Annotated in this window: 25 protein-coding genes; 12 read left to right on the forward strand and 13 right to left on the reverse strand. The window is 47.5% G+C overall.

The window, feature by feature from the left end; all coding sequences use genetic code 11:
- Positions 1-156 precede the first annotated feature (156 nt).
- Both KGF88_RS11070 and KGF88_RS11075 read left to right on the forward strand, forming a co-directional pair.
- Complete coding sequence (locus KGF88_RS11070; protein WP_114981777.1) at positions 157-1,362, forward strand: IS256 family transposase; 1,206 nt, start codon at positions 157-159, stop codon at positions 1,360-1,362.
- A 48-nt stretch (positions 1,363-1,410) separates the two neighbouring features.
- Positions 1,411-2,055 (forward strand): glutathione peroxidase, encoded by a 645-nt coding sequence (locus KGF88_RS11075; protein WP_153826585.1) that lies wholly within the window; start codon positions 1,411-1,413, stop codon positions 2,053-2,055.
- Between the two features lie 79 nt (positions 2,056-2,134).
- Here KGF88_RS11075 and KGF88_RS11080 read toward each other — a convergent pair whose 3' ends face one another.
- Entirely contained in the window at positions 2,135-3,673 is a 1,539-nt protein-coding gene (locus KGF88_RS11080; protein WP_153826584.1) for a leucyl aminopeptidase family protein, read from the reverse strand.
- A 158-nt stretch (positions 3,674-3,831) separates the two neighbouring features.
- On the opposite strand from KGF88_RS11080, the gene KGF88_RS11085 reads away from it, so the two are divergent.
- Entirely contained in the window at positions 3,832-4,992 is a 1,161-nt protein-coding gene (locus KGF88_RS11085) for an alanine racemase (protein WP_110075652.1), read from the forward strand.
- 85 nt (positions 4,993-5,077) lie between these two features.
- Positions 5,078-6,688: a serine hydrolase gene (locus KGF88_RS11090; protein ID WP_228759505.1), complete on the forward strand. Its 1,611-nt coding sequence runs from the start codon at positions 5,078-5,080 to the stop codon at positions 6,686-6,688.
- A gap of 8 nt (positions 6,689-6,696) precedes the next feature.
- Here KGF88_RS11090 and KGF88_RS11095 read toward each other — a convergent pair whose 3' ends face one another.
- A complete protein-coding gene (locus KGF88_RS11095; RefSeq protein ID WP_162014514.1) occupies positions 6,697-8,001 on the reverse strand; it encodes a sensor domain-containing diguanylate cyclase in 1,305 nt (434 codons plus the stop codon).
- 206 nt (positions 8,002-8,207) lie between these two features.
- On the opposite strand from KGF88_RS11095, the gene KGF88_RS11100 reads away from it, so the two are divergent.
- Entirely contained in the window at positions 8,208-9,218 is a 1,011-nt protein-coding gene (locus KGF88_RS11100) for a cytochrome-c peroxidase (protein WP_153826582.1), read from the forward strand.
- A 65-nt stretch (positions 9,219-9,283) separates the two neighbouring features.
- On the opposite strand, the gene KGF88_RS11105 is transcribed toward KGF88_RS11100, so the two are convergent.
- Positions 9,284-11,713, reverse strand: a complete 2,430-nt coding sequence (locus KGF88_RS11105; protein ID WP_153826581.1) for a S9 family peptidase — start codon at positions 11,711-11,713, stop codon at positions 9,284-9,286.
- Between the two features lie 234 nt (positions 11,714-11,947).
- Between KGF88_RS11105 and KGF88_RS11110 the strand changes: the two genes are divergently transcribed.
- On the forward strand, positions 11,948-12,379 hold the full coding sequence (locus KGF88_RS11110) for an META domain-containing protein (RefSeq protein WP_162034528.1): 432 nt from the start codon (positions 11,948-11,950) through the stop codon (positions 12,377-12,379).
- A gap of 25 nt (positions 12,380-12,404) precedes the next feature.
- Here KGF88_RS11110 and KGF88_RS11115 read toward each other — a convergent pair whose 3' ends face one another.
- Positions 12,405-13,037 (reverse strand): peroxiredoxin, encoded by a 633-nt coding sequence (locus tag KGF88_RS11115; protein ID WP_110075656.1) that lies wholly within the window; start codon positions 13,035-13,037, stop codon positions 12,405-12,407.
- Between the two features lie 377 nt (positions 13,038-13,414).
- Here KGF88_RS11115 and KGF88_RS11120 point away from each other — a divergent pair, with 377 nt between their 5' ends.
- Genes KGF88_RS11120 through KGF88_RS11135 form a run of 4 tightly spaced genes read left to right on the forward strand, consistent with a single transcriptional unit; the run spans position 13,415 to position 15,771 of the window.
- On the forward strand, positions 13,415-14,386 hold the full coding sequence (locus KGF88_RS11120) for a CsgG/HfaB family protein (protein ID WP_110075657.1): 972 nt from the start codon (positions 13,415-13,417) through the stop codon (positions 14,384-14,386).
- The gene (locus KGF88_RS11125; protein ID WP_153826579.1) at positions 14,386-14,709 is read left to right on the forward strand and encodes a hypothetical protein; all 324 of its coding nucleotides are present in this window, start codon (positions 14,386-14,388) and stop codon (positions 14,707-14,709) included. Before KGF88_RS11120 ends, KGF88_RS11125 begins: the two co-directional genes overlap by 1 nt.
- A gap of 22 nt (positions 14,710-14,731) precedes the next feature.
- Positions 14,732-15,085, forward strand: coding sequence for a DUF4810 domain-containing protein (locus tag KGF88_RS11130; RefSeq protein WP_153826578.1), 354 nt, complete (start codon positions 14,732-14,734; stop codon positions 15,083-15,085).
- 2 nt (positions 15,086-15,087) lie between these two features.
- Positions 15,088-15,771 (forward strand): DUF799 domain-containing protein, encoded by a 684-nt coding sequence (locus tag KGF88_RS11135; RefSeq protein ID WP_153826577.1) that lies wholly within the window; start codon positions 15,088-15,090, stop codon positions 15,769-15,771.
- Here KGF88_RS11135 and KGF88_RS11140 read toward each other — a convergent pair.
- From KGF88_RS11140 to KGF88_RS11180, 9 genes are all read right to left on the reverse strand, one after another.
- Positions 15,761-16,435 carry a 4'-phosphopantetheinyl transferase family protein gene (locus tag KGF88_RS11140; protein WP_153826576.1) on the reverse strand — a complete coding sequence of 225 codons (675 nt, stop codon included), beginning with the start codon at positions 16,433-16,435 and terminating at the stop codon, positions 15,761-15,763. The genes KGF88_RS11135 and KGF88_RS11140 overlap by 11 nt on opposite strands.
- The gene (locus KGF88_RS11145) at positions 16,401-17,996 is read right to left on the reverse strand and encodes an ABC-F family ATPase (protein WP_110075662.1); all 1,596 of its coding nucleotides are present in this window, start codon (positions 17,994-17,996) and stop codon (positions 16,401-16,403) included. Before KGF88_RS11145 ends, KGF88_RS11140 begins: the two co-directional genes overlap by 35 nt.
- Positions 17,997-18,145: 149 nt before the next feature.
- The gene (locus KGF88_RS11150; RefSeq protein WP_153826575.1) at positions 18,146-19,075 is read right to left on the reverse strand and encodes a YeiH family protein; all 930 of its coding nucleotides are present in this window, start codon (positions 19,073-19,075) and stop codon (positions 18,146-18,148) included.
- Complete coding sequence (locus KGF88_RS11155; RefSeq protein WP_153826574.1) at positions 19,075-19,305, reverse strand: DUF2798 domain-containing protein; 231 nt, start codon at positions 19,303-19,305, stop codon at positions 19,075-19,077. The genes KGF88_RS11150 and KGF88_RS11155 overlap by 1 nt, the downstream gene beginning before the upstream one ends.
- Before the next feature lie 40 nt (positions 19,306-19,345).
- Positions 19,346-20,215 (reverse strand): MBL fold metallo-hydrolase, encoded by an 870-nt coding sequence (locus KGF88_RS11160; RefSeq protein WP_110075665.1) that lies wholly within the window; start codon positions 20,213-20,215, stop codon positions 19,346-19,348.
- Positions 20,216-20,371: 156 nt separating this feature from the next.
- The gene (locus KGF88_RS11165; RefSeq protein ID WP_110075666.1) at positions 20,372-21,082 is read right to left on the reverse strand and encodes an OmpW/AlkL family protein; all 711 of its coding nucleotides are present in this window, start codon (positions 21,080-21,082) and stop codon (positions 20,372-20,374) included.
- A 66-nt stretch (positions 21,083-21,148) separates the two neighbouring features.
- The gene (locus KGF88_RS11170) at positions 21,149-21,733 is read right to left on the reverse strand and encodes a Tll0287-like domain-containing protein (RefSeq protein WP_110075667.1); all 585 of its coding nucleotides are present in this window, start codon (positions 21,731-21,733) and stop codon (positions 21,149-21,151) included.
- A 4-nt stretch (positions 21,734-21,737) separates the two neighbouring features.
- Positions 21,738-22,277: a response regulator transcription factor gene (locus KGF88_RS11175; RefSeq protein WP_257119934.1), complete on the reverse strand. Its 540-nt coding sequence runs from the start codon at positions 22,275-22,277 to the stop codon at positions 21,738-21,740.
- On the reverse strand, positions 22,270-23,346 hold the full coding sequence (locus KGF88_RS11180) for a HAMP domain-containing histidine kinase (RefSeq protein WP_110075668.1): 1,077 nt from the start codon (positions 23,344-23,346) through the stop codon (positions 22,270-22,272). Before KGF88_RS11180 ends, KGF88_RS11175 begins: the two co-directional genes overlap by 8 nt.
- A gap of 149 nt (positions 23,347-23,495) precedes the next feature.
- Between KGF88_RS11180 and KGF88_RS11185 the strand changes: the two genes are divergently transcribed.
- Both KGF88_RS11185 and KGF88_RS11190 read left to right on the forward strand, forming a co-directional pair.
- Positions 23,496-25,529 (forward strand): TonB-dependent copper receptor, encoded by a 2,034-nt coding sequence (locus KGF88_RS11185; protein ID WP_153826573.1) that lies wholly within the window; start codon positions 23,496-23,498, stop codon positions 25,527-25,529.
- Positions 25,530-25,577: 48 nt separating this feature from the next.
- Positions 25,578-26,297, forward strand: coding sequence for a YebC/PmpR family DNA-binding transcriptional regulator (locus KGF88_RS11190; RefSeq protein WP_153826572.1), 720 nt, complete (start codon positions 25,578-25,580; stop codon positions 26,295-26,297).
- Positions 26,298-26,374: the final 77 nt, after the last annotated feature.

Genomic DNA, 26,374 nt, shown 5'->3' on the forward strand with positions numbered 1-26,374 from the left:
CCTTTTGTAAACAACCGATCGATCAGGAATACAAAAGGTTTAAGGAATGCGAGCGATAACTTTTATTTCAAAGTCAAAACCGGCTAACCAAGTCTCACGCAGTAGTGTTCAGAACACTGTGTCATTTCGTTAAACTAAACAAAAAAGAGATGACATATGACCAAAACCAATTTCGACATGGATGCCGCTTTAAAGCAGTTGCGTGAAGGCAAAGACCTCACCGGCAAAGACGGCATCCTGACACCGCTTATCAAACAACTCACCGAAGCCGCGATGCAGGCTGAGCTTGAAGAGCATCTCAGTGATAAAGAGCAATCTAACCGCAAGAACGGTTCGACGTCAAAAACAGTCAAGAGTCCTGCCGGCAGCTTTGAATTAGATACGCCCCGCGACAGAGCCGGCTCGTTTGAGCCGCAACTGGTTAAAAAACATCAGACGCATTTAACCGATGAGCTGGAGCGTAAAATTATTGCATTGTTTTCGCTTGGAACCAGCTATCAAGACATTCGCATGCACATTGAAGATCTGTACGGCATTCATGTCTCAAACGGCACCATTAATACCGTCACGGATAAGCTTCTGCCGGAGCTTCAGGCATGGCGTGAACGGCCTTTAGAAGCGGTTTACCCCATTGTATGGCTCGATGCCATTCACTATAAAATCAAAGAGAATGGGCGTTTTATCAGCAAAGCTGTTTATACCATTCTTGGCCTCAATATTGACGGTAAAAAAGAGCTTCTGGGGCTTTATTTATCCGAGTCAGAAGGCGCTCATCACTGGCTAAGTGTGTTGACCGATCTACATAATCGAGGCGTTCAGGATATTCTGATTGCCTGCGTAGACGGCTTAAAAGGCTTTCCCGAAGCCATAGAAAGCATCTACCCGAAAACCGAGGTGCAACACTGCATCATCCATCAAATTCGCAACTCGATGAAGTACGTTGCCAGCAAAAATCAGAAAGCCTTCATGGCCGATTTGAAATGCGTGTATAAAGCCGCGACACTATCCGCTGCCGAGAGCGCGTTGGATGATTTAGAAGCCAAATGGGGGGATAAGTATCCCATCGTTATTCAATCCTGGCGCAATAAATGGGCGACACTCTCAGCGTATTTTAAATACCCCGACTATGTTCGGACCGTTATCTACACAACCAATGCCGTTGAGGCGGTACACCGCCAGTTCAGAAAACTGACCAAAACCAAAGGCGGTTTTAGCAATGAGAGCAGCTTGCTTAAGCTACTGTACGCGGGTATGTTAAAAGCAACTGAGCGCTGGTCACATCCGGTGCAGAACTGGAACCTGACATTGTCTCAGCTAACCATCCACTTTGAAGGTCGACTGGATGGCCACATAGATTTATGAAAATTTGGCTGACACAGAATATTGAACACTCTCTTGGAGTTACAGGTTATGGCAATTCGTCTAAAAACAGCAGTAAAAGGGGTATCTCTTGCCATTGCAGGAGCTGTCGTGGGTGCCGTGGTGTTATTTGCGCTACCGGGCGAGCCAGCCAAACACATCATTCCTAGTGCTCAAGCAAGTGACCAGTTTAGTACAGGGAGTGACGGCTGCTTAGCTGTGTTTAACCATGAGCTGCGTGGTTTACATAGCAAGAACTCTCACGACTTGTGTGAGTTAACGAAAGATAAAGTGGTGATGGTGGTTAACACCGCCAGCAAGTGCGGTTACACCGGCCAGTTTGAAGGTCTTGAAGCCCTATATCAGCGCTACAAAGACGAGGATTTTGTGATCCTTGGCTTTCCGTCAGATAGCTTTATGCAAGAACATAATGACGAGGCTGAAACTGCCGATGTCTGTTTTGTGAATTTTGGCGTTACTTTCCCTATGATGGCTACAACCCCGGTACGCGGTAGTGATGCTAACCCGGTGTTTCAAGCCTTAAGTGCTGCCGCACAGCAAAGCCCACAATGGAATTTTCATAAGTACATCGTGGCCGCTGATGGCAGCCAAGTATCAAGTTTTGTGAGCAAGGTAACACCTACCGATACGAGTATCACAGACGTGATTGATAGCTATCTAGATGCGCAAAAATAGCTTACGCAACATACCTAACAGCGTCTTGGTTTAACAGGACGATAAAAAAAGCCACTACTTTTCAGTAGTGGCTTTCAGATTATTCAGCTATATCGGCGTAGATTTTTACCCACTCAGTCAGTAGGCGCACACCGTAACCATTCCCGCCAGCAGGGTGGATGCCATTCGCACTCGTGCTATACGCATTTCCTGCCATATCAATGTGAATAAATGGGGTATCTTTAGCAAAGTGTTGTAAAAATACTGCACCCGCCTGAGCACCCGGTGAACCGACGTTGGCAATATCAGCTAGGTTACTTTTAATGATCCCTGGATATGGCCCTAGGGGTAATTGCCAGACCAATTCTGCGGTTGCTTCACCGGCTTGTTGCATACTACGCAAAACATCGTCTTGCTCCGTAAATACAGCTGAATAAGCTGTGCCTAAAGCGCCCACTTTCGAGCCGGTTAAAGTAGCAATATCCGCAATGACGCGAGGTTTGAACTTATCACGCGCATACCAGATACCATCAGCCAAAATAAGTCGACCTTCGGCATCGGTGTTAGCAACTTCAATCCGAGTACCATCACCTGCGGTAACCACATCACCCGGTAACAGCGCTGATCCTGAGATTAAGTTATGCGATAACGGCACCACTGCTACAACGTTTACTGGAGCTTTCTGGCCCGCTAACGCCATCACCGCACCAATCACTGCGCCGCCGCCCGCTTTATCGGTTTGCATCCGTAAAATAGATGCTGATGACGTTTTTAAGTTATAGCCACCCGTATCAAACGTATTCCCTTTACCCACCAAGGCAATAGGTGCATCTTTGCTGCCCTGCCATTGTAGAGCCAGCAGATAAGCCTTATGCTCACTCCCTTTGCTTACGCCGTAAAGAGCTCCCATGCCGGCTCGTTCAACTTGACGAGGATTAAGCACCGTCACCTTAATTCCTAACGGCTTAACCGCTTTTTCCACCATCTCAGCGATGGCCTGTGGATAACCATCTCCGCCAGGCAAGTTGATGATGTCACGAGCCATGAATACGCCGCCAGCGATAGCCGCATAGTCAGCGTAATGGTCTGCTACGGACGGGACTTGGTTTACCGCCCATTGCACGTGTCTAACTTCGGTTTTTGCAGGATCGCTTTTATAGCGATCAAAACGGTAATCTCGCAGATCCATGCCATGTGCGATAGCGGCAACTAAGTTGGCATTGTTGAGCAACCGAGCATCCACGCTCACGGCATGCTTTGCATCAGCGGTTTCAGGTAAATAGCTCCATAAGGCGGCTCCAAGCTTCTCGGCGGCAACGCGGTTAAAGCTCTCGCTATCACCCACTCCAGCAACTAGTAAACGCTCGCTGGCTAAACCAACCGGTGCAAGTATCTCAACGATTTGCTGTGGGGCTCCGGTAAAATCTTTAGCTGCTAATGCAGCACTAACCATGGCTTGCGTATCCGCACTCCAGCCTGTCACCTGTGCCGTTTGATTGGCGCCAACCAGTAACACTGACACTTTGGCATCAGCCTTGGTTTGCGCAGTAAACTGATGTTTGATGGCAGCAGGACTGGCCTGAGCTACCACGCTTATAACCATTGCACTCATCAGCGCAAGACTTTTTAACCACTTCATGATACATCCTCTTAAGGTAGACATGATTGTCATTCTACTCAGTGCAGCTAATTACTTAACTCGGTTCGGGTAAATCGTCTAATTCATGCGACAAGACTGGGTTTATTAGTTGCAGCAGAATGGTTAGTCTGACCAATCGAATCCAAAGGAGAAAATTCATGACTGCCAGTGACGCTTGGTTAACCCAACTTACCACGCCATTGTTGCTTATAGATGAGCGCAAGTTAAACCGTAATGTGCGGCGCTTGCAGCAGCGTATGGCAGCGTTAGGTTGCGCATTGCGGCCACATTTAAAGACACTAAGGTCGTTGCCCGCAGCTGAGCGAGTGATCGCTAACCCACAGGCTCCTATCACGGTATCGACTTTAGCTGAAGCAGAAGCCTTTGTTCATGCCGGATATACAGATGTCCTCTATGCGGTTGGTATTACTCCGCTCAAATTAACCCGAATTGCCAATTTAATTCAGCAGGGTGCTAAGGTACATATTCTGTTAGATACCCTAGCACAAGCAACTGCGGTGTATCACTACTCACAGCAGCATCAAGTTGATTTTTCAGTCTTTATTGAAATTGACTGCGATGACCACCGCGGTGGTTTGAGCCCTGAAGATCCGGCGCTCATCGCCTTGGCGAACTACCTAGTTGCCTATCCGGTTAATCGACATGGCCCAGCAATCACGGGGCTTATGACCCACGCAGGCGGCTCCTACGACACTGATTCGGTTAGCGCCATTAAACAGGTTGCTGAAGCTGAATGCCAAGCAGTACGCACAGCTGCTACTAAACTTGCCGCAGTTGGTATCGAACCACTCATGTTGAGTGTAGGCTCTACTCCTACCGCACATTTCGTTGACGACCTCACTGGTATCACTGAGGTTCGCGCAGGGGTATACACCACCTTTGACTTAGTGATGCAGCAACTTGGAGTATGTGCGCTAGACGACATAGCGATGAGCGTTGTTACTGCAGTGATTGGTTACAATCCTGAAAAAAACTGGCTTTTAATCGATGCGGGATGGATGGCTCTCTCGCGCGATCTAGGCGCAACTCGTAACGCACAAGAGCCATCTTATGGACTAGTTTGTGATATTGCAGGCCAGCCCTTAGCTGCGGATCAACCCATTGTGGTTAATGGAGTTAACCAAGAGCATGGGGTGATTGCACTGCCGGCGGCTATCCGTTGTGAGCAATTTGACATAGGTCAGTTGCTGCGTATTTTGCCTAACCATGCCTGTGCCACAGCTGCCATGCATACCCACTATCATGTCATCACTGAAACACAAGCGCATGAGGTTTGGCCACGCATTCTTGGATGGTAATGGCTGGGGTTGGTCAGAGCTGGGGTTGTTAAAAACAGCTTTGGCTGATAATAAACTTTTTTGATAATGAGATAGGATGATTTTAATGAAGCAAATGTCTGTTGTTAAACTATCCCAACAACTGAAGCCAACGGTTTTAGCGTTGGCACTCCTTATGATGCCGAGCCTGAGCAGTTATGCCCAAGCTACCGATACACTTGTGAACACCGCTGTTGAGGCAGAAAAGCCAGCTTTAGCCGAACATATTAGAGCATCCGCTGCCGCTAGCTTACCTGCGTTTAACGTACCTGGTATGGCGGTAGTCGCGGTGCATCAAGGCAAAGTAGTGCTAGCTGAGGGTTTTGGCATTCGCGACCTAGAATCTCAGCTGCCTGTTACCAAAGAGACCTTGTTTGGGGTTGCCTCACACACTAAAGCCTTTACCGCTGCCGCTATGGCAACCCTAGTTGATCAAGGCAAAGTGAGTTGGGATGATCCTGTAGTAAAACATCTTCCCGAATTTAAGTTGGCTGATGCTCAGTTAAGTGCGCAGCTAACGCTACGTGATTTGCTGAGCCATCGCACCGGCTTAGGTTTAGGTGCTGGAGATTTGATGATTTGGCCAAATACCGATAAAACCACGGCCGATCTACTGGCGGGATTGGCTCATGTCCCTATCGCCCACGGCTTGCGTGAACGCTTTGACTACAACAACCTGATGTTTATTGTTGCCGGCGAAGTTATAGCTCGTGTTAGCGGAATGAGTTACGCCGACTACCTTGCAGAAACATTCTTCAACCCGCTAAACATGAATAACACTCACGTTGGGTTTTCAACGATTCCAGCCACTAACAAAAACTTTGCGGTGGGCACGATTGAAGCACAAGGGCAGCTCCATCGCTTTGCGCTAGATTATTTAGAAGACTTTGGCGCAGCCGGTGCGATTGCCAGCAATGCTGAGGACTTTGCGCAGTGGCTGCTAACCCTTCTCAATCATGGTGTTAGCCCCACCGGCGAACAGCTGATAAGCGAGCGCAGCTTTCAAGCCATGTGGCAAGTAACCACACCTCTTGGGGTACCACCAGCAGCTGCTGCTCAGGGCACCCACTTTCGTGGCTACGGACTCGGTTGGTTTGTCAAAAATTACCACGGAGTGAAGCATGTATCTCACAGTGGCGGTATTTTGGGCATGCTCTCACTAACCACTCTTATTCCTGAACATGATTTTGCTATCACTGTTATCAGTAATCAGCAAGCTTTCGGCGCTTTAACAGCCGTCACTGAAGAAGCACTGGAGCTCATTCTCGATTTACCTGATAAAGACTGGCTGGCTAGTGAACAAGCTAAATACGACGATATGATCCAAGCTAAAGCCGAATTTACCTTGCCGGCACCGAGTAGGACACGTGCGGCCTTAGACCTAGCCTCGTATAGCGGCACTTATCGGGATGCTTGGTACGGTGACGTCAACATTAGTGTTAACGACGATCAATTAGCCATTAGTTTTGCGCACACCCCCATGTTGCAGGGCCAGTTAGAACATTATAGCGGTGATACTTTTGTGATTCGTTGGCATGAACCCTTGCTAGAAGCCGATGCCTTTATTGATTTTAGTGTAAACCGGGAGCAACAGGTTACTGGCGCGAGTTTAGAAGCGGTTGCTGATTTTACTGATTTCAGCTTTGATTTTCATAACCTAAGGTTAATAAAGCAATAGTAATGGCGTTAGTCTAATAGGTCGCAGACCATTTGGTCGCGACCTTGCCGTTTAGCACGGTACATCAGTTGATCAACTGCCTGCAAGATTTCGTCTCTAGTGACATCTTTCGCGGCAATCTGCACCACTCCAAAACTGGCGGTAACTGCGACAGGTTCAATTTGTTGCGGCGGACACAACTGCAGACGATGCACACAGTCCTGTAGCTGCTTAGCTACTGTAGTAGCTGCTGCTAAATCGGTTTCTGGAAGCAGGATAGCGAACTCTTCACCACCCAAGCGTGCCAGCGTATCTACATCACGCAAACGCTGCTGCATAGCCGCCGCACACCCCACAAGGACATCATCACCGAAGCTATGCCCATAGGTATCGTTAAGTTGCTTGAAATAATCTAAATCATACATAACAACACTAAAGACACGGCCGTGACGCTGGTAGCGGGTTAACTCTTGCTGTAGCGTCTCCATAAAGTAACGATGATTGTAGACTCCTGTTAACGCATCTGTGCGCGCAAGCTGGAGCAATTCTTGTTGCATTTCTTTGGCTTCGGTAATGTCTCTAACAGTACCTATTATTTGCTCAGAGCCATCAGGTTGTCGTTTTATTTCACCACGTTCATGTACCCAAATAATGCGTCCATTGGGGCAACAAACCCGATGCTCAACATCATACTCACCCGTTTCTTCTGCATGTTTTAGGGCTTGTTGCTCAAGATCACGATCAGCCTCGTGGATCATCGCCATGAAGCTTGAAATAGTAGGTTGGAAACTCTGTTGGTCGAGACCGAACATCTCATAAATATTGGCGGACCATTCCAAGCGATTCTGTTGTGGATAAGATACCCAATGACCGATCCGTGCAATCCGCTGCGCCTCGCTCAATAAACGTCGGCTCTGCGCTGCCTCTTGCGCTTGCAATTGCTGCTGATGAACATTGGTGATAGCACCAGCTAAGGCGACGACCAAACCTGCGCGCTCAATTTTCTTAGTGCTATCTTCCACCCACACATACTCATCGGCATGGCTGCGCAGCCGATAACGACGCGTCAATTGATGCTGATTGGTGTCCGCAGCAAAGTCTTTAAATAGGGCGTAGTTGAATTGACGGTCTTCTGGATGCTGCATGGTCATCCAATCAGCCATACTATTTATCCCAGAAAACTCGATATGTAAGGCTTCTGCGACATTTGGTGACAGATATTGCAACGCGAATGGCGGCTCAGCATCAAGCCGATAAATAACAGCAGGGCTAGACGCTAACGTTTCATTTAATAACGCAGTAAGCTCTGGATTAAATAAAAAGCGACTGGGCATAAGCACCTTCCTGGCAGCTGTCATTATCGATTAACTAACATCGCTATTTTACTTGTTTTACCGCCTATGTCACAAAAACATCCATCAAATCCTTATAAACTTTAGTGGTATTGTGGCTAGCCAAAATGTTATTTTAGATTATACTAAAATATATGGTAAGCAAACGTGATCGTCAAACACTAACATAACAGCATATGAGGTTGATTATGAATAAGTTTTTAGCCATTAGCAGCACCGCATTAGCGCTGATGACTGCGCTCTTCCAAGCGACACCAACCTTTGCCGATGCTCGCAATGAGCCGGTCAAAGTGATCGAGCCTTTTGTCTCTGAAAATCCAGCCAAAGTTGAGCTGGGTAAACAGTTGTTTTTTGACCCTCGTTTGTCTATGTCAGGCATCATATCTTGTAATACCTGCCACAATTTATCTTATAGCGGTACGGATAACCTAAAAACATCCATTGGCCATAAATGGCAGGCTGGTCCAGTTAACTCACCGACGGTATTTAACTCTAGCCTGCAAATTGCTCAGTTCTGGGATGGCCGTGCGCTTGACTTAAAAGAGCAAGCAGCAGGCCCCATTGCCGCCAATGTTGAGATGGCCATGCCTCACACGCTAGCAGTGAATGTCATCGCATCCATTCCCGGCTACCGTGAACAGATCAAACGAGTTTACCAAAGTGAACAGGTCACACTAGACCAGATTACTGACGCTATTGCAGAGTTCGAGAAAACACTAGTAACCCCAAATGCGCCGTTTGATAAATGGCTACGAGGTGAAGATGATGCTATTACTGAGCAGCAACTTGCCGGCTATCAATTGTTCAAACAAGCGGGTTGCGTAGCTTGCCATTACGGTGAGGCTTTAGGTGGTAAATCTTTTATGAAAATGGGTTTAGTAGCTCCCTACCAATCAGATTCACCATCGCAAGGACGGTTTGATGTGACCGGCAAAGAAATGGACCGATTTATGTTTAAAGTCCCCACTTTACGCAATGTGGCCTTAACTTATCCCTATTTTCATGACGGTGCAGCTGAAACCCTCGAAGAAGCCACTCAAATTATGGGACAGCTACAACTTAATCGTAACTTCACTGAAGCCGAGTTAGCTAGTTTAGTTGCTTTTATGGAATCGCTGACTGGTGAGCGTCCAGCTATGGAGCTTCCGTTATTACCTGCATCTGGACCTGATACACCACGCCCAAGACCCTTTGAATAACAGCTAGTTATCAGGTGTACCTAATAAAAAAGCCCAGCATGGTTGCTGGGCTTTTGGTTTGCGTTCTACTCACCCTTAAGGTGTTCATCTAACCAACGAGTTTGCTCCCATAGCATGTGTAATACTGACTCGCGAGCTCGGTAACCATGTGATTCATGAGGTAACATCACCAATCGTGCGGTGCCACCAAGCCCCTTGATGGCTTGATACAGACGCTCCGACTGCATCGGGAAGGTACCTGAGTTGTTGTCGTTGATACCATGAATCATTAACAAAGGTTCGTTAATTTTATCGGCATGGAAGAACGGTGACATGCGAATGTATAAGTCAGCATCATCCCACACGGTGCGCTCTTCGCGCTGAAAGCCAAAGGGTGTCAGGCTACGGTTATAAGCGCCGCTGCGAGCAATACCTGTCTTAAACAGATCACTATGCGCAAGCATGTTAGCAGTCATAAAGGCACCGTAAGAGTGGCCACCTAATGCGACTCGCTCTGGGTCAGTCACACCTAGTTTGGCACCAGCATCAATCGCGGCTTTACCGTTCATTACCAACTGCTCAATAAAGGTATCATTTGGTTGGGCATCGCCCTCACCCACAATAGGCATAGTCGCAGCATCTAGTACGGCATAACCTTGGGTTGCCAAGTACTGAGGAGACCAATAGCTAATGCGAACAAACTCATAAGGTGATCCTGAAATTTGTGCTGCTGCTGCTGAGCTCTTGTATTCACGCGGGTAGGCCCAAACAATGGTTGGTAGCGGGCCATCACGATCTTTATCGTAGCCAGCCGGTAAATACAATTCAGCCGACATCGGTAAACCATCGTCACGCGTATAGGTAATTTGCTCGCGGGTAATGCCTAAAGTATGCGGCATCGGATGCGGTGTTTCAGTTAACGCCGTGAGCTTATTATCATCAATATCTCGAATAAAGAAATCGGCAGGATCGTTCACCCCTTCTCGCTGTGTTAAGAAGGTCATGGCTTCGGCATCGATCAGTTCTCGAGGGGCTTCATAATAAGGCGCCTCACTGCGCCATAAGCGCTCACTGGTTTTATCCATCAGATTATAACTGTCTATGAAAGGCCGATCGCCTTCATCCGATGCTCCACTACCACGCAATAATAAATTGCCGTCCTTCAGGTACAGTAGGGTTCGTCCCTCGTCTGTTTGCACTGTGAACGGAGCGCCTGGATCGTTATAGCGGTCTTCCCATGAACGCTCCCATACCAGCTCGGTGCCGCGCTTACCTGACGCATCCACTAACCAAAGTTTCTCGTCACGGTCTGCCCACCAGCGCTCCCAAATGAGAAGATGCTCGTTATCTGCAGCAAGCAAGCCACTGAAACGCTTACTCAAATCGGCTAATTTTTGCGGCTGGCCCTTAAATGGAGCAGCTAACTGGAACACTTGGTCGCGCACTTCAGTAGCAACTGCCGGGTCACCTTGGTCTGCGGCTTCAGCCCAAACCAAGGTGGCATCCGCATCATTACGCCAACTAATCGAGCGACGTCCCCGCACTACGGCATCGAACGCAATCGGTAAGTTATCAGCTAACCCCTGCTCAACCACTTGATAAACTAACTTACCCGTAGGTGACCAGACTTCCGTAGTTTCAGGAAAACGATAATGAGGGACTGCGTAAGAATAAGGACGCTTAAGCTGGCTTACCAAAAGATAGTCATCACTTGGAGCCACACTCAGGCCATTGTAAACCGCAGGTTCACCGATGACACGCTCTTTACCTTTCACATTAAACAGCTTGATTTGGCTCGTAAAATAATAGTCAAACAAGTCTTCATCATGTTTGTTTTGCAACAAATCTTGGTAGGTGCGCCCAGGTGCTGTACGGCCTTTGCTTTCAGTGATCACCGGCCCGGTAGGGACAACTTTTGCAGCAGGTTTGGTTAACCCGTCAACCACCGTATAAGTGTACACACCGGAGCTATCGTGCAACCACGCCAAGCGCGCGCCCCAAACCGCATTGAGTGCGGTTTTTGACCAGCGTTTTGCTTTGGCCTTGGCAACATCCACCAACCATAACTCCACGTGCTTTTCTGTCTGCTGTGCCAAGGCTATGTAGCGGCCATTAGGCGCCCAGCTTACCGCTAACGCCTTCAGATCAGCAGGCAGCCCTTGAATGGATTGATTGTTACCGGTAGCTACATCAACCAGCTTTAACTCACTGATATATCGCGCTTGGCTGACCGTATAGTTGGCCGGGTTAATACGACGACCAGCCAACTTCAATTGGTCTGCAGCCATATCATAAATATCAGGTAAGGCAGGATAACCGGTCACCAACAGTAAGGAGCCATCTGGGCTTAAGCTAGCCCCAGGTGATGGCGCTGCATCAACAATATCGATGATGTCTTGGGCTGGTTGTTGGTAGTTAATTTTAACCGGATTAGCTGCTGCCATCGGAGCGGAAAGTGCGAGTACGCCTGCGGCTAAAACGCTTGCACAAGCCGATAAGGGAAAACCTTTGATCATAGCCTTTACCTTGTTGATAGTTAGAGTAGATAGCTTCTAAGCTAACACAGCCGCTAAATTTCTCCAGCCAATCATCCCGTGGCAAGCGATATACATGCCTAAAAAAGAGATGAATGCAGAATCCTTTACGTAAAGCTTGCCAAAATGACTTATTTTGCTACATAAAAAGAGGAGGTGTTTGGCTATACTGATCTTCTTGTTGTGCTCATTCTTTTGTTACCTATGAGGTCCGCTATGCAGTCCGTCAAATCCGTTGTTAGCCGTCTAGGCTTAATTATAAGCGCCACGTTATTCATCAGTGCCTGCGCAGAGCCAAGCAGCGCCAACCTGCAGCAAGCATGGCAGCTACAAGGGAGCGCGTTAGAACAGCCACCTACCATTGAGTTTAATCAGAAAACAGAAGTGTTTGGATCGACTGGCTGCAATCGTTTCCACGGTACCTATACTGTTGGAAAAAACGGCAGCGAACTTAGTTTTAGTCCGATAGCAGTTACCAAAATGATGTGCGCTCCAGATCAAATGGAAGCGGAACAAGCATTCTTGGAGGCTTTAAACCAAGTACAAAGTTTCAAAATTGAGGCTGATACGCTGCATTTCTTGGGGCGCAATACAACGGCTTCGCCATTGATGAGTTTTACTGTAGTCACAAAAAAGCAGCTCGATTGAGCTGCTTTTTCACTTAAATAAGCGCTTACTTGTTAACGCTGGTAAAGCGTAAGTAAGGCTTCACTGTTTTAAACCCTTGTGGGAACTTCTTCTCGGCATCTTCCATCGATACACTGGGTGGAATGATAACATCACCGCCTACTTGCCAATCAGCTGGGCAAGCCACGCCAAATTGATCACCTGTTTGCAAGGCATCAATCACACGAAGAATTTCGGTGAAGTTACGGCCAACGCCCATTGGGTAAGTCATGGTTAAGCGAATTTTATGGTTCGGGTCAATGATAAACACTGAACGTACCGCTGCGGTTTCGCTCTCACCTGGGTGAATCATGTCGTACAACTCAGCGATTTTCTTATCTTTATCTGCAACGATAGGAAATTCCAAGGTGGTATTCTGAGTTTCGTTAACGTCTTTAATCCAGCCTAAATGCTCTTCTACGGTATCAGTCGATAAACCTAAAGGTTTGACGTTACGCTGAGCAAACTCGCCAGCTAACTGTGCCGTACGACCCATTTCAGTAGTACAAACTGGAGTGTAATCAGCTGGATGGCTGAAGAAAAACACCCAAGAACCTTGCGACCAATCGTGGAAGTTAATCTTGCCTTGAGTGGTTTCAATTTCAAAATTTGGGGCGATATCGCCAATACGTAATCCCATCATATTCTCCTAGTTTACTTTGCTTGTTTAGGTTGTGGCAGCCAACTGCTTGAGATGTCGACCAGAATGACAAGCATCTATGCAATCGGCTGTATTTCGTAACTTTCTAAAATATAGTCAATCCATTCGAAAATGGCCAGTTTTGTAAATCGATTAGTGCCATCTATTTTATCGAATTAGTAAGCTTATGCTTAGACAGCTTTGCGCTAACATATGTTCCATTAACTCAAAGCCTTTGTATTAACACTGAATGATTCAGCGTTAGCATGACCAAATGATGACACTTGTTTACAATTTTGTTGTTTAATCCATGCGTTATTGTTAGCCCGTGTGATATTCTACGGAGGTTTGTAGAACAATAATCAACAAGGTCCTCCATGAACAAAGCACATCTTTTAGTACCAGCTATGGCGGCTTTAGCCCTAGCTGGCTGCGCTAGTCAAGCGCCGCAACCCACACCAACCAAACCGCCAGTCAATCAGCAACAACAGCTGGCGGCACAGGCGCAGCAACAGGCTGAACAGCCCATTGAGTTGGGCCTTAAGCGGAAGCTGGCTGTAGGTAGATTAACCAATGAAACTAACTACGGACGCAGCCTTCTGCGCGAAGCCAGTAGTGGTCAGCATGACCAAAAAATATCCGATATGTTTACTCAGGCCATCGCCAATACCAATCGATTTTTAGTGTTTGAACGCCCCGATCTCAATGCGGTAACAGCAGAACAGCAACTTACTGGGCAAGCCAATAACTTAGTGGGCGTAGATACCTTAGTTATCGGCTCACTCACCGAATTTGGTCGCTCAACTACCGGTGAACGCGGCTTTTTATCGAGTAGTTCGAAGCAGGAGGCGACTGCTACCGTAGACTTACGTTTGGTCGACACCAATACGGGCCAAGTGATTGCCTCGGTATCAGGAAGCGGAAACTCAGCCTTAGAGCAATCTCGCACCATGGGTTTTGGCTCGGTTGCTGGCTACGATGGCAGCTTAAATGACCGAGCTATTGGTGCTGCCGTTAATGCTGCGGTAGAGAAAATGCTGGAATTGATTCTAGCCAAACCATGGTCTGCTGATGTATTGGCGAGCGAAGACCAACTGGTGTTTATTAGCGGCGGCGAAAAACAAGGGGTTAAGCCGGGTATGGTGTTTGATGTGCTAACCAAAGGTAAGGTAGTGCGCTCACCCACTACCGGTGGCAATATCACCTTGCCAGGTAAAAAAGTGGCTGAACTTACCATTCAAAGTTTGTTTGGCAATACAGATTTAGATCAAGGCGCAGCAGGTACTATTACCTCTGGCAGCATTACGGATCTGGAACTTTCAACCCTCGAAGTAAGAGAGCAACAATAATGAAGAATCTCAGCTTAGCCCTAACCGCAACCCTGTTGGCGTTAACCTTAGCTGTTGGTTGTGCCAAACAACCGACTCGTACCACCACCATTGCCGATACGGCTCCGCAGGTAAGCTTTAAAGTTGCAGATGCTGCGGGCTTAGAATTGGTTGTTGACGGCGTCAGCTATGGTGACCTTGCCCAATACACCTATCCAGAGCGGGCAGTTCAATTGGTGCCTGGGCAGCATTTGATTATTGTGCGCCAAGGGGAGCAAGTGATCTACCAAGAATCACGTTACTTTAGCGAAGCAACACAAAGCACCATAACCATCAACGAATAGTACCTAACGAGAACTGGCATCCATGAAATTAAAACTGCTTTGGGTTGTTTTAGGCAGCCTGCTGACATCCGCCTGTGTCACCAATAATAATCTTTACCAATGGGGCAATTACGAAGAAGCGCTTTTTGTTTATTATCATGAACCTGAAGTTAAAGAAGAGATTCTGATTGATTACTTAGAATTTATTGAAACTGCCCAGCAAAAGCCTAAGCCCGTTGCTCCGGGTCTGTTTGCTGAAGCTGGTACCTTTTTACTGGAGCAAGGTAAACGAGCTGAGGCGATTAAGTTTTATCAACTAGAACATGACACGTGGCCTGAGAGTCAGCTGTTTATGGCCGCCCTGATTCGTAACCTGCAAACTCAACAAGGACAATAATCATGACATTACTCCAACGTGTTAGCATGCTTGTTACTGTTCTTGTGTTGGGGGCTTGTGCGAGTGCTCCAGATACCACGCATCTCGAGCCATTGCATCAGGCTAAACTGCAATCGATTTTAGTGGTGCCAGTAAATAACAACACCATTGATGTGCAGGCACCAACCTCGGCGTTAGCAACCTTACCCTTTATGCTCGCCGAGAAAGGCTATTACACTTATCCGGTCAATACCGTAAAAATGTTACTTGAAGCGGAAGGCTATTACGAAGCGGCTGAAGTACATGCTGCGCCAGCTGATAATCTAGCCGGATTGTTTGGCGCTGATGCGATTTTGTATGTCACCATTCACGAATGGACAGCCCAATACATGGTGCTTGCGACACATACAAAAATCGACTTTGAGTATCGTTTGGTCAATGCTCAAGGGCAGTTATTATGGCAAGCACGCAAAGAGTTGGTTTATGCACCGCAGCAACAAAATAGCTCCGGTAATCCCTTGGCGGATTTAGTGGCGATGGCTATCACTGCGGCTATCGAACGAGCTGCTCCTAATTACCTGCCATTAACCCGAACTGCCAACGGCCAAGTCTTTTATGGCGTAGAAACGGGATTACCACCTGGGCCTTACCATCCCAAATATGCTGAGTATTACCAAAAATTAGAGCAACCCAAGGCTACTCAGTAAGCTGGTTGAAATCTACCAGTCGCAGTTTTTCAGCGGGTAAGTCAGGATGATAAATAGCCAACTGAAAAACTGCTACCTGGTGCCAAGTAGCAGCTGCTTGATAAACGTCAAAAGGCTGCTGCAAGGTGCGCATGAGTAACCCTTGCTGATATTTAGTCACGGCTTCAGCTAAGGTCCAACGCCGACTAAATTCAGAGGTACTGACGGTAGCTGATAACCCGGCCAAAAAGCCATCCGCAAAACGTTTCAATAATAACGGTAGCTGTTTAGGCGCTCGGCTGCGTTCAATATCCACCCCCATGGCATGGCTAGCACTGACGCCAACCAAGGCCGCACCCTCAGTGTGACTAATGGAGCAGTGCCAACGCTGGCCTTGCACCATGAGTTCCGGCGCGCCATTACTAGCACGTACAATCACAATATCCTGATTAGACACTTGAGGCTTGAGCTGTGTTACCGCAGCACGAATTAATGCCCGGCCTGCCAGAAATTGCTGCTGACGTTGTGGTGCGGCGTATTGAGCGGCTTGCTGCAGTTCATGAACAGATAGCCCATGTAGCTGTTGGTCAGCGCACAGCACGGCAGCTAGGTCCGTGCTGTACACTGCTAATAGTTGTGGTAGCTGAGGCTTAGCCCTGCTGCATTTGTTGGCGGAGGTAATCATCGTAAGTACCAGAGAAATCACGCATGCCTTGGTCGGTTAATTCAATAATGCGAGATGCTAACGATGACACGAATTCGCGGTCATGGCTAACAAAAATCAACGTACCATCGTAATGTTCTAAGGCCAAGTTTAATGCCTCGATAGACTCCATATCTAAGTGGTTGGTAGGTTCATCCATGATCAAAATATTAGGCCGCTGCATCATCAATTTACCGAAGATCATACGCCCCTTTTCACCACCCGATAAAATGGTCACCGGCTTTTTAATATCATCCTGAGAGAACAGCATCCGCCCCAACACACTGCGTACAGCTTGCTCATCATGGTGCGGCTGCATCCATTGGCTCATCCATTCAAACACGGTAACTTTATCTTTAAACCAATCGGCATGGTCTTGGGCATAGTAACCAATATTGACATTTTCAGACCATTTGATGATGCCGCTATCGGGCGTATGTTGCCCCACTAAGCACTTCAATAACGTCGTTTTACCGATACCGTTTGCACCCAGAATTGCGACCTTCTCACCCACTTCGATCATGGCGGTGAGATTTTTAAGCACCTGCAACTCGTCAAAGGACTTACTTAAGCCTTCTATTTCAAGGGCTAATCGGTACAGCTTCTTCTCTTGCTCGAACCTAATATACGGACTGATTCGGCTTGAAGCTTTCACTTCTGCTAACTGAATCTTCTCAATTTGTTTAGCTCGAGAGGTTGCTTGTTTTGCCTTAGAAGCATTTGCTGAAAAACGACTCACAAACTGTTGTAGTTCTGCGATCTTCTCTTTCTTTTTAGCATTTTCGTTCAGCAGCTGCTCACGCGCTTGGGTGGCCGCAAACATATACTGGTCGTAATTACCTGGATACACACGCAATTCGCCGTAATCAATGTCCGCCATATGAGTACAAACACTATTCAAAAAATGACGGTCGTGCGAGATGATGATCATGGTAGCTTGGCGGTCATTCAGTACCGTTTCTAGCCAGCGAATGGTGTTAATGTCTAAGTTGTTGGTCGGTTCGTCTAACAACATAATATCAGGGTCAGAAAACAGCACCTGCGCCAATAACACCCGCAGCTTTAGGCCCGGAGCTATGTCACTCATTAAGCCATAATGCGCTTCAAGTGGTATCCCTACTCCTAGCAACAACTCACCTGCTCTTGATTCAGCGGTATAGCCATCAAGCTCGGCGAACTCGGTTTCTAAGTCGGCTACCCGCATGCCATCATCTTCGCTCATTTCCGGTAAGCTATAAATACGGTCGCGTTCAGCCTTGATTTGCCAAAGCTCGGCATGACCCATTATCACCGTATCAATAACCGTGTATTGCTCGTAGGCAAACTGATCTTGGCGTAACTTACCTACGCGTAAGTTCGGTTCTATGGACACGTTGCCCGCAGACGGCTCTTGCTCACCACTAAGAATGCGCATAAAGGTAGATTTACCGCAGCCGTTAGCGCCAATCAAGCCGTAGCGATTACCTTCACCGAACTTAACAGAAATGTTTTCAAAAAGAGGTTTTGCACCAAATTGCATGGTGATGTTTGCAGCAGAGATCACGATAGTACACCCGAACAAAAATTAGGCGCGTAATCTACGTGGTTTCGCGCCAAATTACAAAGGAAGTTTCATTAAAACGCGATAATCATAGGCCAACATCGCGTTAACCCCATGGAGAATTAACTTAAGGTAAATGAAGTTGGCTTCTATTAACTCGCTAGTAACAACCAGGCTAAAGAACCAGCGCCAATCAACAACCACAGCAACACGGCTAATAACAGGGCTGCTCCGCCAGCGGCTTTGAGCTTAGCCCAACTCATGCTAGCTCCAATCAAGAACAAACAAACCACGAGAAGTTGTTTACCGCCATGAAAGAGGAGGTCATAAGCAGGAGTAAATTGCGGCCAAACATAATGCACTAACATGGCCAGCACATAGCCTACAATAAACCATAGCAAACTTACCTTAACCCGCCCGGCGTTCGGCTGCATCCGCTGATACCACCATGCTGATAACAGCGCTAGCGGCACAATCCACAGAGCTCGTGCTAACTTAAGGGTGGTGGCGACCTGCAGAGCCTCATTGCCATAGGCCTGCGCAGCCCCTACTACCGACGAAGTATCATGAATAGCAATGGCAGCCCAAACGCCAAAGGTATGCTGGTCTAAATTAAGGGCATGGCCGATAAGCGGAAACACCACCAAGGCCACCGCATTCAGCGTAAAAACTGTGGCCATAGCTAACGCCAGTTGGTCGGCTTTAGCATGAATGGCAGGCCCAATAGCGGCAATTGCACTACCGCCACAAATAGCTGTACCAGAGCCAATTAAATAACTGGTGGTGGGGTGAACTCGAAAGGCCCTACCAAGCAACCAAGCTGCGACTAACGTCAATACAATTGAGGCAACAATCAGCCCCAAATAGCTCCCCGTTAAGCTAACGGCCGCTTGTAACTGCACGCCAAACCCCATAGCGACAATGGCTATCCCGAGTAATTGCTTAACCCAGCTGGTTATTGCTACAGGGCCTGGGTGTAATCCCAGTGCAGTTGCAACAAACCCCATAACTAGCGCAACGGGTGCACTCATCCATGGGGTTAAACAGCTCAATAACAGTAACCAAAAAATGGCAACTTGCATTATTCAACGATCAACTTGGTCAAGCGTTTTACAATCGGCAATAAAATTAATAATATCGGAAACGCCACCAACCAAGAAATAAGCCAAGCCTGTGACCATAACTGCATAAAATTATCAGGCATCCCTACCGCTCGAATAGTGCTTACCAAGGACACAATAAAGGTCATTAAAATGGACAATATCAGCGGCATGACTTTGGTTTCATACTTAGCTGGTAACTTCTTGGCCATGAATGTTCTCCGTTAATAAACTAGGATGCCCCTACTCTTGTTACAACTGGTCAATGGGTAGTTTTAAGTACACTTTGCCATTGTCATCAGCTGGGGGCATTTTACCGGCGCGAATATTCACCTGAATAGAAGGTAAAATCAACCGTGGCATCTCTAACGTTGCATCGCGTTCTTCACGCATTTTCACAAACTCTGCTTCGCTCACGCCATCATGCACGTGTTTACTATGTTTGCGCTGATCAGCCACTGTGGTGCGATACTCGTGGCCACGCCCTGCTGGTGGGTAATCATGACAAATATAAATATCCGTCGTTTCTGGCAACGCTAGTAGCTTTTTGATGGAGCGATACAAAGTCGTGGCGCTACCACCTGGGAAATCACAACGAGCTGTACCCACATCTGGCATAAACAGGGTATCGCCAACAAAGGCCATTTGCTCATCGACAATGTATGCTAGGTCTGCTGGAGTGTGTCCTGGAGTGTGCATAACCCGCAGTTGCATGCTACCTACTTGAAACTGCTCGCCATCGGTAAATAAATGATCAAACTGGGCACCGTTGGGTAAAAACTCTTTTTCAAGATTAAAGATCTCTTTAAAAATCGTTTGCACTTGTTTGATATGCTCACCGATACCTATCTTGCCACCTACGTTTTGCTTGATAAACGGGGCTGCTGACAAATGGTCGGCGTGCGCATGGGTTTCTAAGATCCACTCTACCGACAAGGCGTTTTGCTTAATGTAATCAACCATGCGCTGCGCGCCATTGGTTTTAGTGCGGCCAGATTTATAATCAAAATCAAGTACAGGGTCGATAACCGCTGCAGCTTTTTCATCGGTGCGGTGGATAACGTAGCTAAAAGTTTCGCTATCGTCGTCTAAAAAAGGTTCAACATGAATTCTAGTGCTCATCGTAGGGCTCCTGTCGTATTCAGCTAAAATGGCCTTGTTAACTATAATACGAACTCATTCGTATTTCGGTTTATTCTAAAATACATGATTTTTCACCAACTGCAACCATAAAAAAAGGCGACCGAAGCCGCCTTTGTATCGATAAGTTTCCATCGCTTAGAAACGATAGCGAATACCAGCCATCGCTACATACGGGTCGATATCTACGTTAACACGCTGCGCGGTTGCGTTGTTAATACGAACATCGGCATCGGTGTCAATATCCATTTTACTGACCATGAAGTGTAAGCCCCAATTGTCACTAATTGCAACGTTAACACCCGCTTGCAAGGCATAGCCCCAGCTGTCTTTAAGAGCTAGAGTAACGCTATCTGACGCGGTGACTGCACCTAGACCAGTTAACGCACCTACCAACTCAGATGATGCTTGCTCATCAAAGAAAGTAGTGTAGTTCACGCCAAAACCAACGAACGGGTCAATCGCATCATTTGCAAGATCAAAATGATATTGAGCTAACAATGTAGGTGGCAAGTGCTTTACTTTACCTACTTTTAAACCAGCTAAAGCTCCGGTTGCATACACATCATGGCTAAATGGTGTTGCCGCAACTAATTCTAAGGTCCAGTTGGTGTTTAACTTATAGTCAAAAGTTAAACCTAGCTGAGTATTGGTATTGACGTTTACCCCGGTCGTGCCTGCGGGCAAGCCTGCTAAGCTTTCGACAACATTTAATGAGCTGCTGCTATCGTCAGGCATAACACTGATCGCACCAACATTAACGCTGAAATTGTCAGCGTTGAATTCTGCCATTGCTGGAGTTGCTAAAAGGCCTAAAACGACACTGGCTGCGATTGCTGATTTTTTCATACTGCACTCCTTGGTTGATATACCCTAAATTTTATAAGGTTATTGGTGCGCAGATGTTGATCAGGATCAATTTTTTGCGTCAAGCCACTGTACTAAAAAGGCGCCGCGCAAATCACCTACGGCAAAGCCGGTAGCTTGATCTGCGGGATACTTCGCTTGTACTGCTTGCGCAATTTCTGGCTTAATTGAGCCCCCATGACAAGCAGCACATTGCGGTTGCATTACAATCGCTTTCATATAGTACTGGTTGCCGTCACTTGATGAAAACATCAGTTCTGGTGCTGTTTCGCCTTGGTTCATCCGCGCTTGAAAGTACTCTAGCACAGCGCGCTGTTCGGCGGTGGGGGCATTGTTGGTATTGCGTACCCTCAAAGCGGTACGCGAAACTACCGCCTTTGTATCGCCTTGATTCGCAGCATTAACGGCTGCAGCGATGGCTGGTGCTTGTTCATTGCATACTTGGATACCATGCACCGGGCCTTGTTCTTGCATGGCCTTCATGAGCGTAGCACTTAGTTGGCTTCCGAGTGCCTTACTCATGGCACGCGATTGCTCTAAGCGCTGTTGCTCATCTGCGCTACTGGTTTGCGCAAAACTCGTTAACGACAAGGCTGCTAACACACTAGCAGCGATTATTTTAATGGCTTTCATACTGTTACTCCTTAAGGGGTGAATACTTACCTAATTTGCGTTGTAGCGTACGCCGGTGCATCCCTAAAGCTCTGGCCGTTGCGGAAATATTACCGTCGTATTCTTGCAGGGTGCGTTGAATGTGCTCCCACTCTAACTGGGCGGGGCTGAGGTGATGTTCAGCCAGCTCTGGCAGTTCATCCACATGCGAGCTCTCTGCATGTTCTAAACTTTGCAACAACGTCTGGGTTTGAATCGGTTTTGCTAAATAGTCTGTAGCGCCAGCTTTGATAGCAGCAACCGAGGTTGCAATACTGGCATAGCCTGTCAACACTACTAGGTGCTTAGGTTTAAATCGTTGCTGCAATGGTTTTATCAGTTCTAGGCCATTGGCATGGCCAAATTTTAGGTCCAATAGGATGTTGGCAATTGGCGACACTGTGATCTGCTTCAATTCATCTTCGCTGGCCGCCGTCATCACCTCGTAGCCATAGCGCTGCATACGCGCAGCCAGGGTTTGTAATAACGTAATATCATCATCAATAATCAAGAGTCGTTCAGTCACTGTAAGGCTCCGTCGGTAAACGTATTTCAGCCACCACTTGAATCAGGTTCTCTGCACTACTAATGAGTTCGCGGCGCCAGCTGACTCGGCCTTGAAACCTTTCAATGGTGGAATAACTAAGCAAGGTGCCTGCGCCTGCACCGCGGCTGCTGGGTAACAGCTGCTGGCCTAACTGAGGGGCCGGTGGTAATTCATCAGCGCTGCCGGTGTTGCTGATAGTTAATACCCAATCGTTACCATCTAAGGCTGCTAGCACCTCAATCGCTAGCGGATGCGCTAACGGCTCGGGCTCGAGTTGCTGTTGCGTTGCTTGCGCGGCATCGGCTGCGTTGTGCAATAAACTCAATAAGGCGGGTAATAAGGTTCGATCAGCACGCACAGCAACGGGCTGTTGTACTTGATCGTGCCAATTAGCGTGAATATCAGGTCGTGCGATAAGCAAAGCATCTTGGAGTTGCTGCAGTAACTGATGCACCTCAAACGGCATCAGCCGATGGGTACGAACATCTTCAGCAACTTGGCGCCAATCTAACAGTAAATTATGAATACGTTTGACTTGTTGTTCCGCTAATTGCAAATCTGCATCGTTGGGATATTGCTGGCGAGCGTCTTCTAATAAGAACTGGATGGTTTGAATAGGGCTGGCTACCTCATGACTAAACTGAGCTGCGGCCGTACCTATCGATACCAACTGTTCATCACGATGTTGGCGTTGTTGCAATGAGCGAATCGCTTGTTGTTGGCGCACAATACGCACTCGCAGCCAATGTAACGTCACTCCCAGCAGCAGCGCAGCAAAAACTTGGCCATAAACCATTGCCCGATAATGGGTATCCATCTGATGATGAGTGGGTAGCTCGGCTTGCAGCTGCCACAGCTGCCCTGCGATGCCTAATCCCATCACCAGCCAGGCCAGCCGGAACGGCAGTAGTAGCATAGCTGCGGCCATTGGCACCAAGGCTAGCACCGCATAGGGGTTAGCCGCAGCACCATGCTGCCAAATCACTACACTTGCCGTTAATGTAATAAGGAGTAGCAATAAGGCTACGATGCTATCTCGTTTCGTCACTATCACCCACCTCTTTTTAGATACCTCTTAAGTATGCATGCAAATGGCAATAAATCCAGCTGCGACACTTTGCCACATCGGTATAATTTTCAATAGGTTGATAATAGCGCACACTATGACACAGACCATTGTTGGGTGAGGTATTTACCATGTTCGCAAAATCAGCTCTCGCATTATTTATGGCCACTTTAGCAACTGCAGCTATAGCCAATGAGCCAACTCAGGACGAAACCGACAAAGACCTAGAGCGTATTATTATTACTGGGGTAAAGCCGCTCAACAGTATTGAATTAGCAAAAGATACTAAAGCGCCACAGCAACCGATACCGGCACATGATGGTGCTGATTATTTGAAGTCGATTCCGGGCTTTTCAATTATTCGTAAAGGTGGCACCAGTGGTGACCCCGTGTTCCGCGGTGCGGCTGGCTCCAGACTAACCATCGCTGGTGATGACCAAATGATCTTGGGTGGTTGTAGTGGTCGGATGGACCCTCCTACTGCCTACATTAACCCACAGAATTTTGACCGCATTCGAATCATCAAAGGCCCTCAGAGCCTGCTGTATGGACCCGCCTCTGCCACCGTGTTGTTCGAACGCGAAAATTATCAGTTTGATGCAACCCAAAGCCCCGGCCAAGTAAGCTTGATTGGCGCCGCTTACGGTCGCCGTGAATTTAATGCCGACTACGGTATCGGCAACGAGCTCGGCTTTATGCGTTTAAGCGCCACCCACAGTGAGGCTGATGCTTATGAGGATGGTAATGGGGTGGCTGTGAATAGTGCCTACGAGCGCTGGGGTACCGATTTACAGTTGGGCTGGACCCCGTCTGCCGATACGCTACTGATGGTAACCTTGGGCAATAGTGGTGCAGAAGCTGCCTATGCTGACCGGGCGATGGATGGTTCAGTTTTTGACCGCGACAGTGCCAGCTTGCGTTGGCGCCAAGCGTATCTCACCGATTGGTTAGCTGAGTTTGATGCACAAGTCTATTACGGCTATGTCGACCACGTGATGGATAACTACAGTTTACGAGACTTTCGGCCAACTGCCATGATGCCGAACCCAGCGGCGCGTAACCCCGACCGATACACTCGCGGTGGCCGTTTAGTTGCCACCATCGATAGCGAGTTTTGGTCTGCGTTAAAGGTCGGGTTAGACCATCAATATCATGAGCACCGCGAGCGCGTTAGCATGAACCAACCGCTGATGCCCTATGAAGAAAAACCAAGAATTGCAGATGCCATTTTTGAGCAAACAGGGTTTTTTGCGGAAGCTAGCTATGCCCTGACAGACCGCACCTTGCTGTTATCGGGAGTACGCTTTGATCAATGGCAAGCCCTTGACCAACGTCAGCAACTAGGCACTATGATGAGCCCAGTTGTGAACCCTACTGCCAATGCCGAGCGCGATGCTGATTTAGTGAGTGCGTTTATGCGTGCAGAAACTAAAGTTGGCGACCATCAATGGTTTGTCGGAGTTGGCAGAGCCGAACGTTTCCCTGATTTCTGGGAGATCATTGGCAACAAAACCCGTAGTGAAGCTTCTTTGTCCTCGTTTTTCTTAGACACTGAAGTTAACCATCAATTGGATGTTGGCTACCATCTGCGTCAGCACAACCTTGAATTCATGGCCTCGTTGTTCTATAGCCGTGTTGATAACTACATTCTGATTGAAAATGGCCAACACATGGCAGCTGATTTAGCCCGCTCCATCAAAGCAGAGAGTTTTGGTGGTGAGCTGCTAGCCAACTATCGTTGGTCTGATAACCTATTACTTGATGCTTCGGTGGCCTACACTCATGGTAGTAACTTAACCGACCATCTTGCGTTAGCCCAACAGCCACCGTTAGAGCTTAAGTTTGGAGCCGAATATCAGTTGCAAGATTGGACCTTTGCCGGCTTATGGCGGGTGGTTGATAATCAACATCGCGTCGCCATTGGGCAAGGTAATATTGTTGGCAACGACTTCAAAGCAACTGCCGGTTTTGGCACCTTAGCCATCAACGCCCATTGGTCGGTAAATAAGCAATTGAAGCTAAGTTTTGGCATTGATAACCTGTTGGATAAAGCTTATGCGGAACATCTAAGCAGTGCTGGAGCCATGGTTGCAGGCTTTGAGCAGATAACTCAAGTTAACGAACCCGGACGAATCTGGTGGTTTAAACTGGATTATCACCTGTAACTCAGTTTAAAATTGCGCCTTTCTAAAAAAACAATAGCGAGAGCAATTATGGGTCGTGCCTATCAAAACCGCAAAGAGTCGATGGCCAAGACTGCTGCGGCAAAAAGCAAAGTTTACAGTAAATATGGCCGCCAAATTTACGTTGTAGCAAAGCAAGGTGGGATTGATCCAAGCGGTAACTTGCAGTTGCGCAGCTTAATTGACAGCGCCAAGAAAGACCAAGTGCCAGCCCACGTTATTGAAAAGGCCATTGATAAAGCAAAAGGTGGTGCGGGCGAAGACTATGCGCCAGCCATTTATGAAGGTTTTGGCCCTGGCAACTGCATGGTGATGGTGGAGTGTTTAACGGATAACCCTAACCGTACCATCGGTGAAGTGCGTAACTGCTTTACCAAAACTAAATGTAAGTTAGGGGCTCCGGGCAGTGTGGCGCACATGTTTGACCATTGCGCTATTTTACGCTTTGCTGGCGAAGATGAAGATGCCGTACTTGAAGCCTTAATGATGGCTGATGTCGATGTGACTGATGTTGAGGCTGAAGGCGGTTTTATCACCGTATTTGCGCCTCATACAGAGTCGTACAAAGCTAAGCAAGCCTTATTGGATGCGTTTCCTGATCTGGACTTTGAAGTTGACGAAATTCAGTATCTGCCGCAAGTAAGCACTACGCTTAGCAGTGACGACGATATTGCGTTGATGGAAAAGTTTTTAGACATGCTGAATGACTGTGATGATGTGCAGAACATTTATCACAACGCAGAGTTTTAAGATAACTGCTAACCCCCTTAGCATAGAAAATAAAAAAGCCAGTAAGTTAGTACTTACTGGCTTTTTCTTATTGAAGT

It is taken from the genome of Idiomarina loihiensis, assembly GCF_024584785.1.
In the GTDB taxonomy this organism is placed as follows: domain Bacteria; phylum Pseudomonadota; class Gammaproteobacteria; order Enterobacterales; family Alteromonadaceae; genus Pseudidiomarina; species Pseudidiomarina fusca.

Coding starts and splice junctions, on each gene's coding strand:
- KGF88_RS11095 (WP_162014514.1), bottom strand. CDS start 8,001: ATGCCCAGTCGCTTTTTATTTAATCCAGAGCTTACTGCGTTATTAAAT.
- KGF88_RS11115 (WP_110075656.1), bottom strand. CDS start 13,037: ATGGGATTACGTATTGGCGATATCGCCCCAAATTTTGAAATTGAAACC.
- KGF88_RS11160 (WP_110075665.1), bottom strand. CDS start 20,215: ATGAGCACTAGAATTCATGTTGAACCTTTTTTAGACGACGATAGCGAA.
- KGF88_RS11150 (WP_153826575.1), bottom strand. CDS start 19,075: ATGCAAGTTGCCATTTTTTGGTTACTGTTATTGAGCTGTTTAACCCCA.
- KGF88_RS11085 (WP_110075652.1), top strand. CDS start 3,832: ATGACTGCCAGTGACGCTTGGTTAACCCAACTTACCACGCCATTGTTG.
- KGF88_RS11090 (WP_228759505.1), top strand. CDS start 5,078: ATGAAGCAAATGTCTGTTGTTAAACTATCCCAACAACTGAAGCCAACG.
- KGF88_RS11170 (WP_110075667.1), bottom strand. CDS start 21,733: ATGAAAGCCATTAAAATAATCGCTGCTAGTGTGTTAGCAGCCTTGTCG.
- KGF88_RS11135 (WP_153826577.1), top strand. CDS start 15,088: ATGACATTACTCCAACGTGTTAGCATGCTTGTTACTGTTCTTGTGTTG.
- KGF88_RS11080 (WP_153826584.1), bottom strand. CDS start 3,673: ATGAAGTGGTTAAAAAGTCTTGCGCTGATGAGTGCAATGGTTATAAGC.
- KGF88_RS11120 (WP_110075657.1), top strand. CDS start 13,415: ATGAACAAAGCACATCTTTTAGTACCAGCTATGGCGGCTTTAGCCCTA.
- KGF88_RS11070 (WP_114981777.1), top strand. CDS start 157: ATGACCAAAACCAATTTCGACATGGATGCCGCTTTAAAGCAGTTGCGT.
- KGF88_RS11110 (WP_162034528.1), top strand. CDS start 11,948: ATGCAGTCCGTCAAATCCGTTGTTAGCCGTCTAGGCTTAATTATAAGC.
- KGF88_RS11165 (WP_110075666.1), bottom strand. CDS start 21,082: ATGAAAAAATCAGCAATCGCAGCCAGTGTCGTTTTAGGCCTTTTAGCA.
- KGF88_RS11100 (WP_153826582.1), top strand. CDS start 8,208: ATGAATAAGTTTTTAGCCATTAGCAGCACCGCATTAGCGCTGATGACT.
- KGF88_RS11105 (WP_153826581.1), bottom strand. CDS start 11,713: ATGATCAAAGGTTTTCCCTTATCGGCTTGTGCAAGCGTTTTAGCCGCA.
- KGF88_RS11190 (WP_153826572.1), top strand. CDS start 25,578: ATGGGTCGTGCCTATCAAAACCGCAAAGAGTCGATGGCCAAGACTGCT.
- KGF88_RS11185 (WP_153826573.1), top strand. CDS start 23,496: ATGTTCGCAAAATCAGCTCTCGCATTATTTATGGCCACTTTAGCAACT.
- KGF88_RS11130 (WP_153826578.1), top strand. CDS start 14,732: ATGAAATTAAAACTGCTTTGGGTTGTTTTAGGCAGCCTGCTGACATCC.
- KGF88_RS11075 (WP_153826585.1), top strand. CDS start 1,411: ATGGCAATTCGTCTAAAAACAGCAGTAAAAGGGGTATCTCTTGCCATT.
- KGF88_RS11125 (WP_153826579.1), top strand. CDS start 14,386: ATGAAGAATCTCAGCTTAGCCCTAACCGCAACCCTGTTGGCGTTAACC.
- KGF88_RS11155 (WP_153826574.1), bottom strand. CDS start 19,305: ATGGCCAAGAAGTTACCAGCTAAGTATGAAACCAAAGTCATGCCGCTG.
- KGF88_RS11140 (WP_153826576.1), bottom strand. CDS start 16,435: ATGATTACCTCCGCCAACAAATGCAGCAGGGCTAAGCCTCAGCTACCA.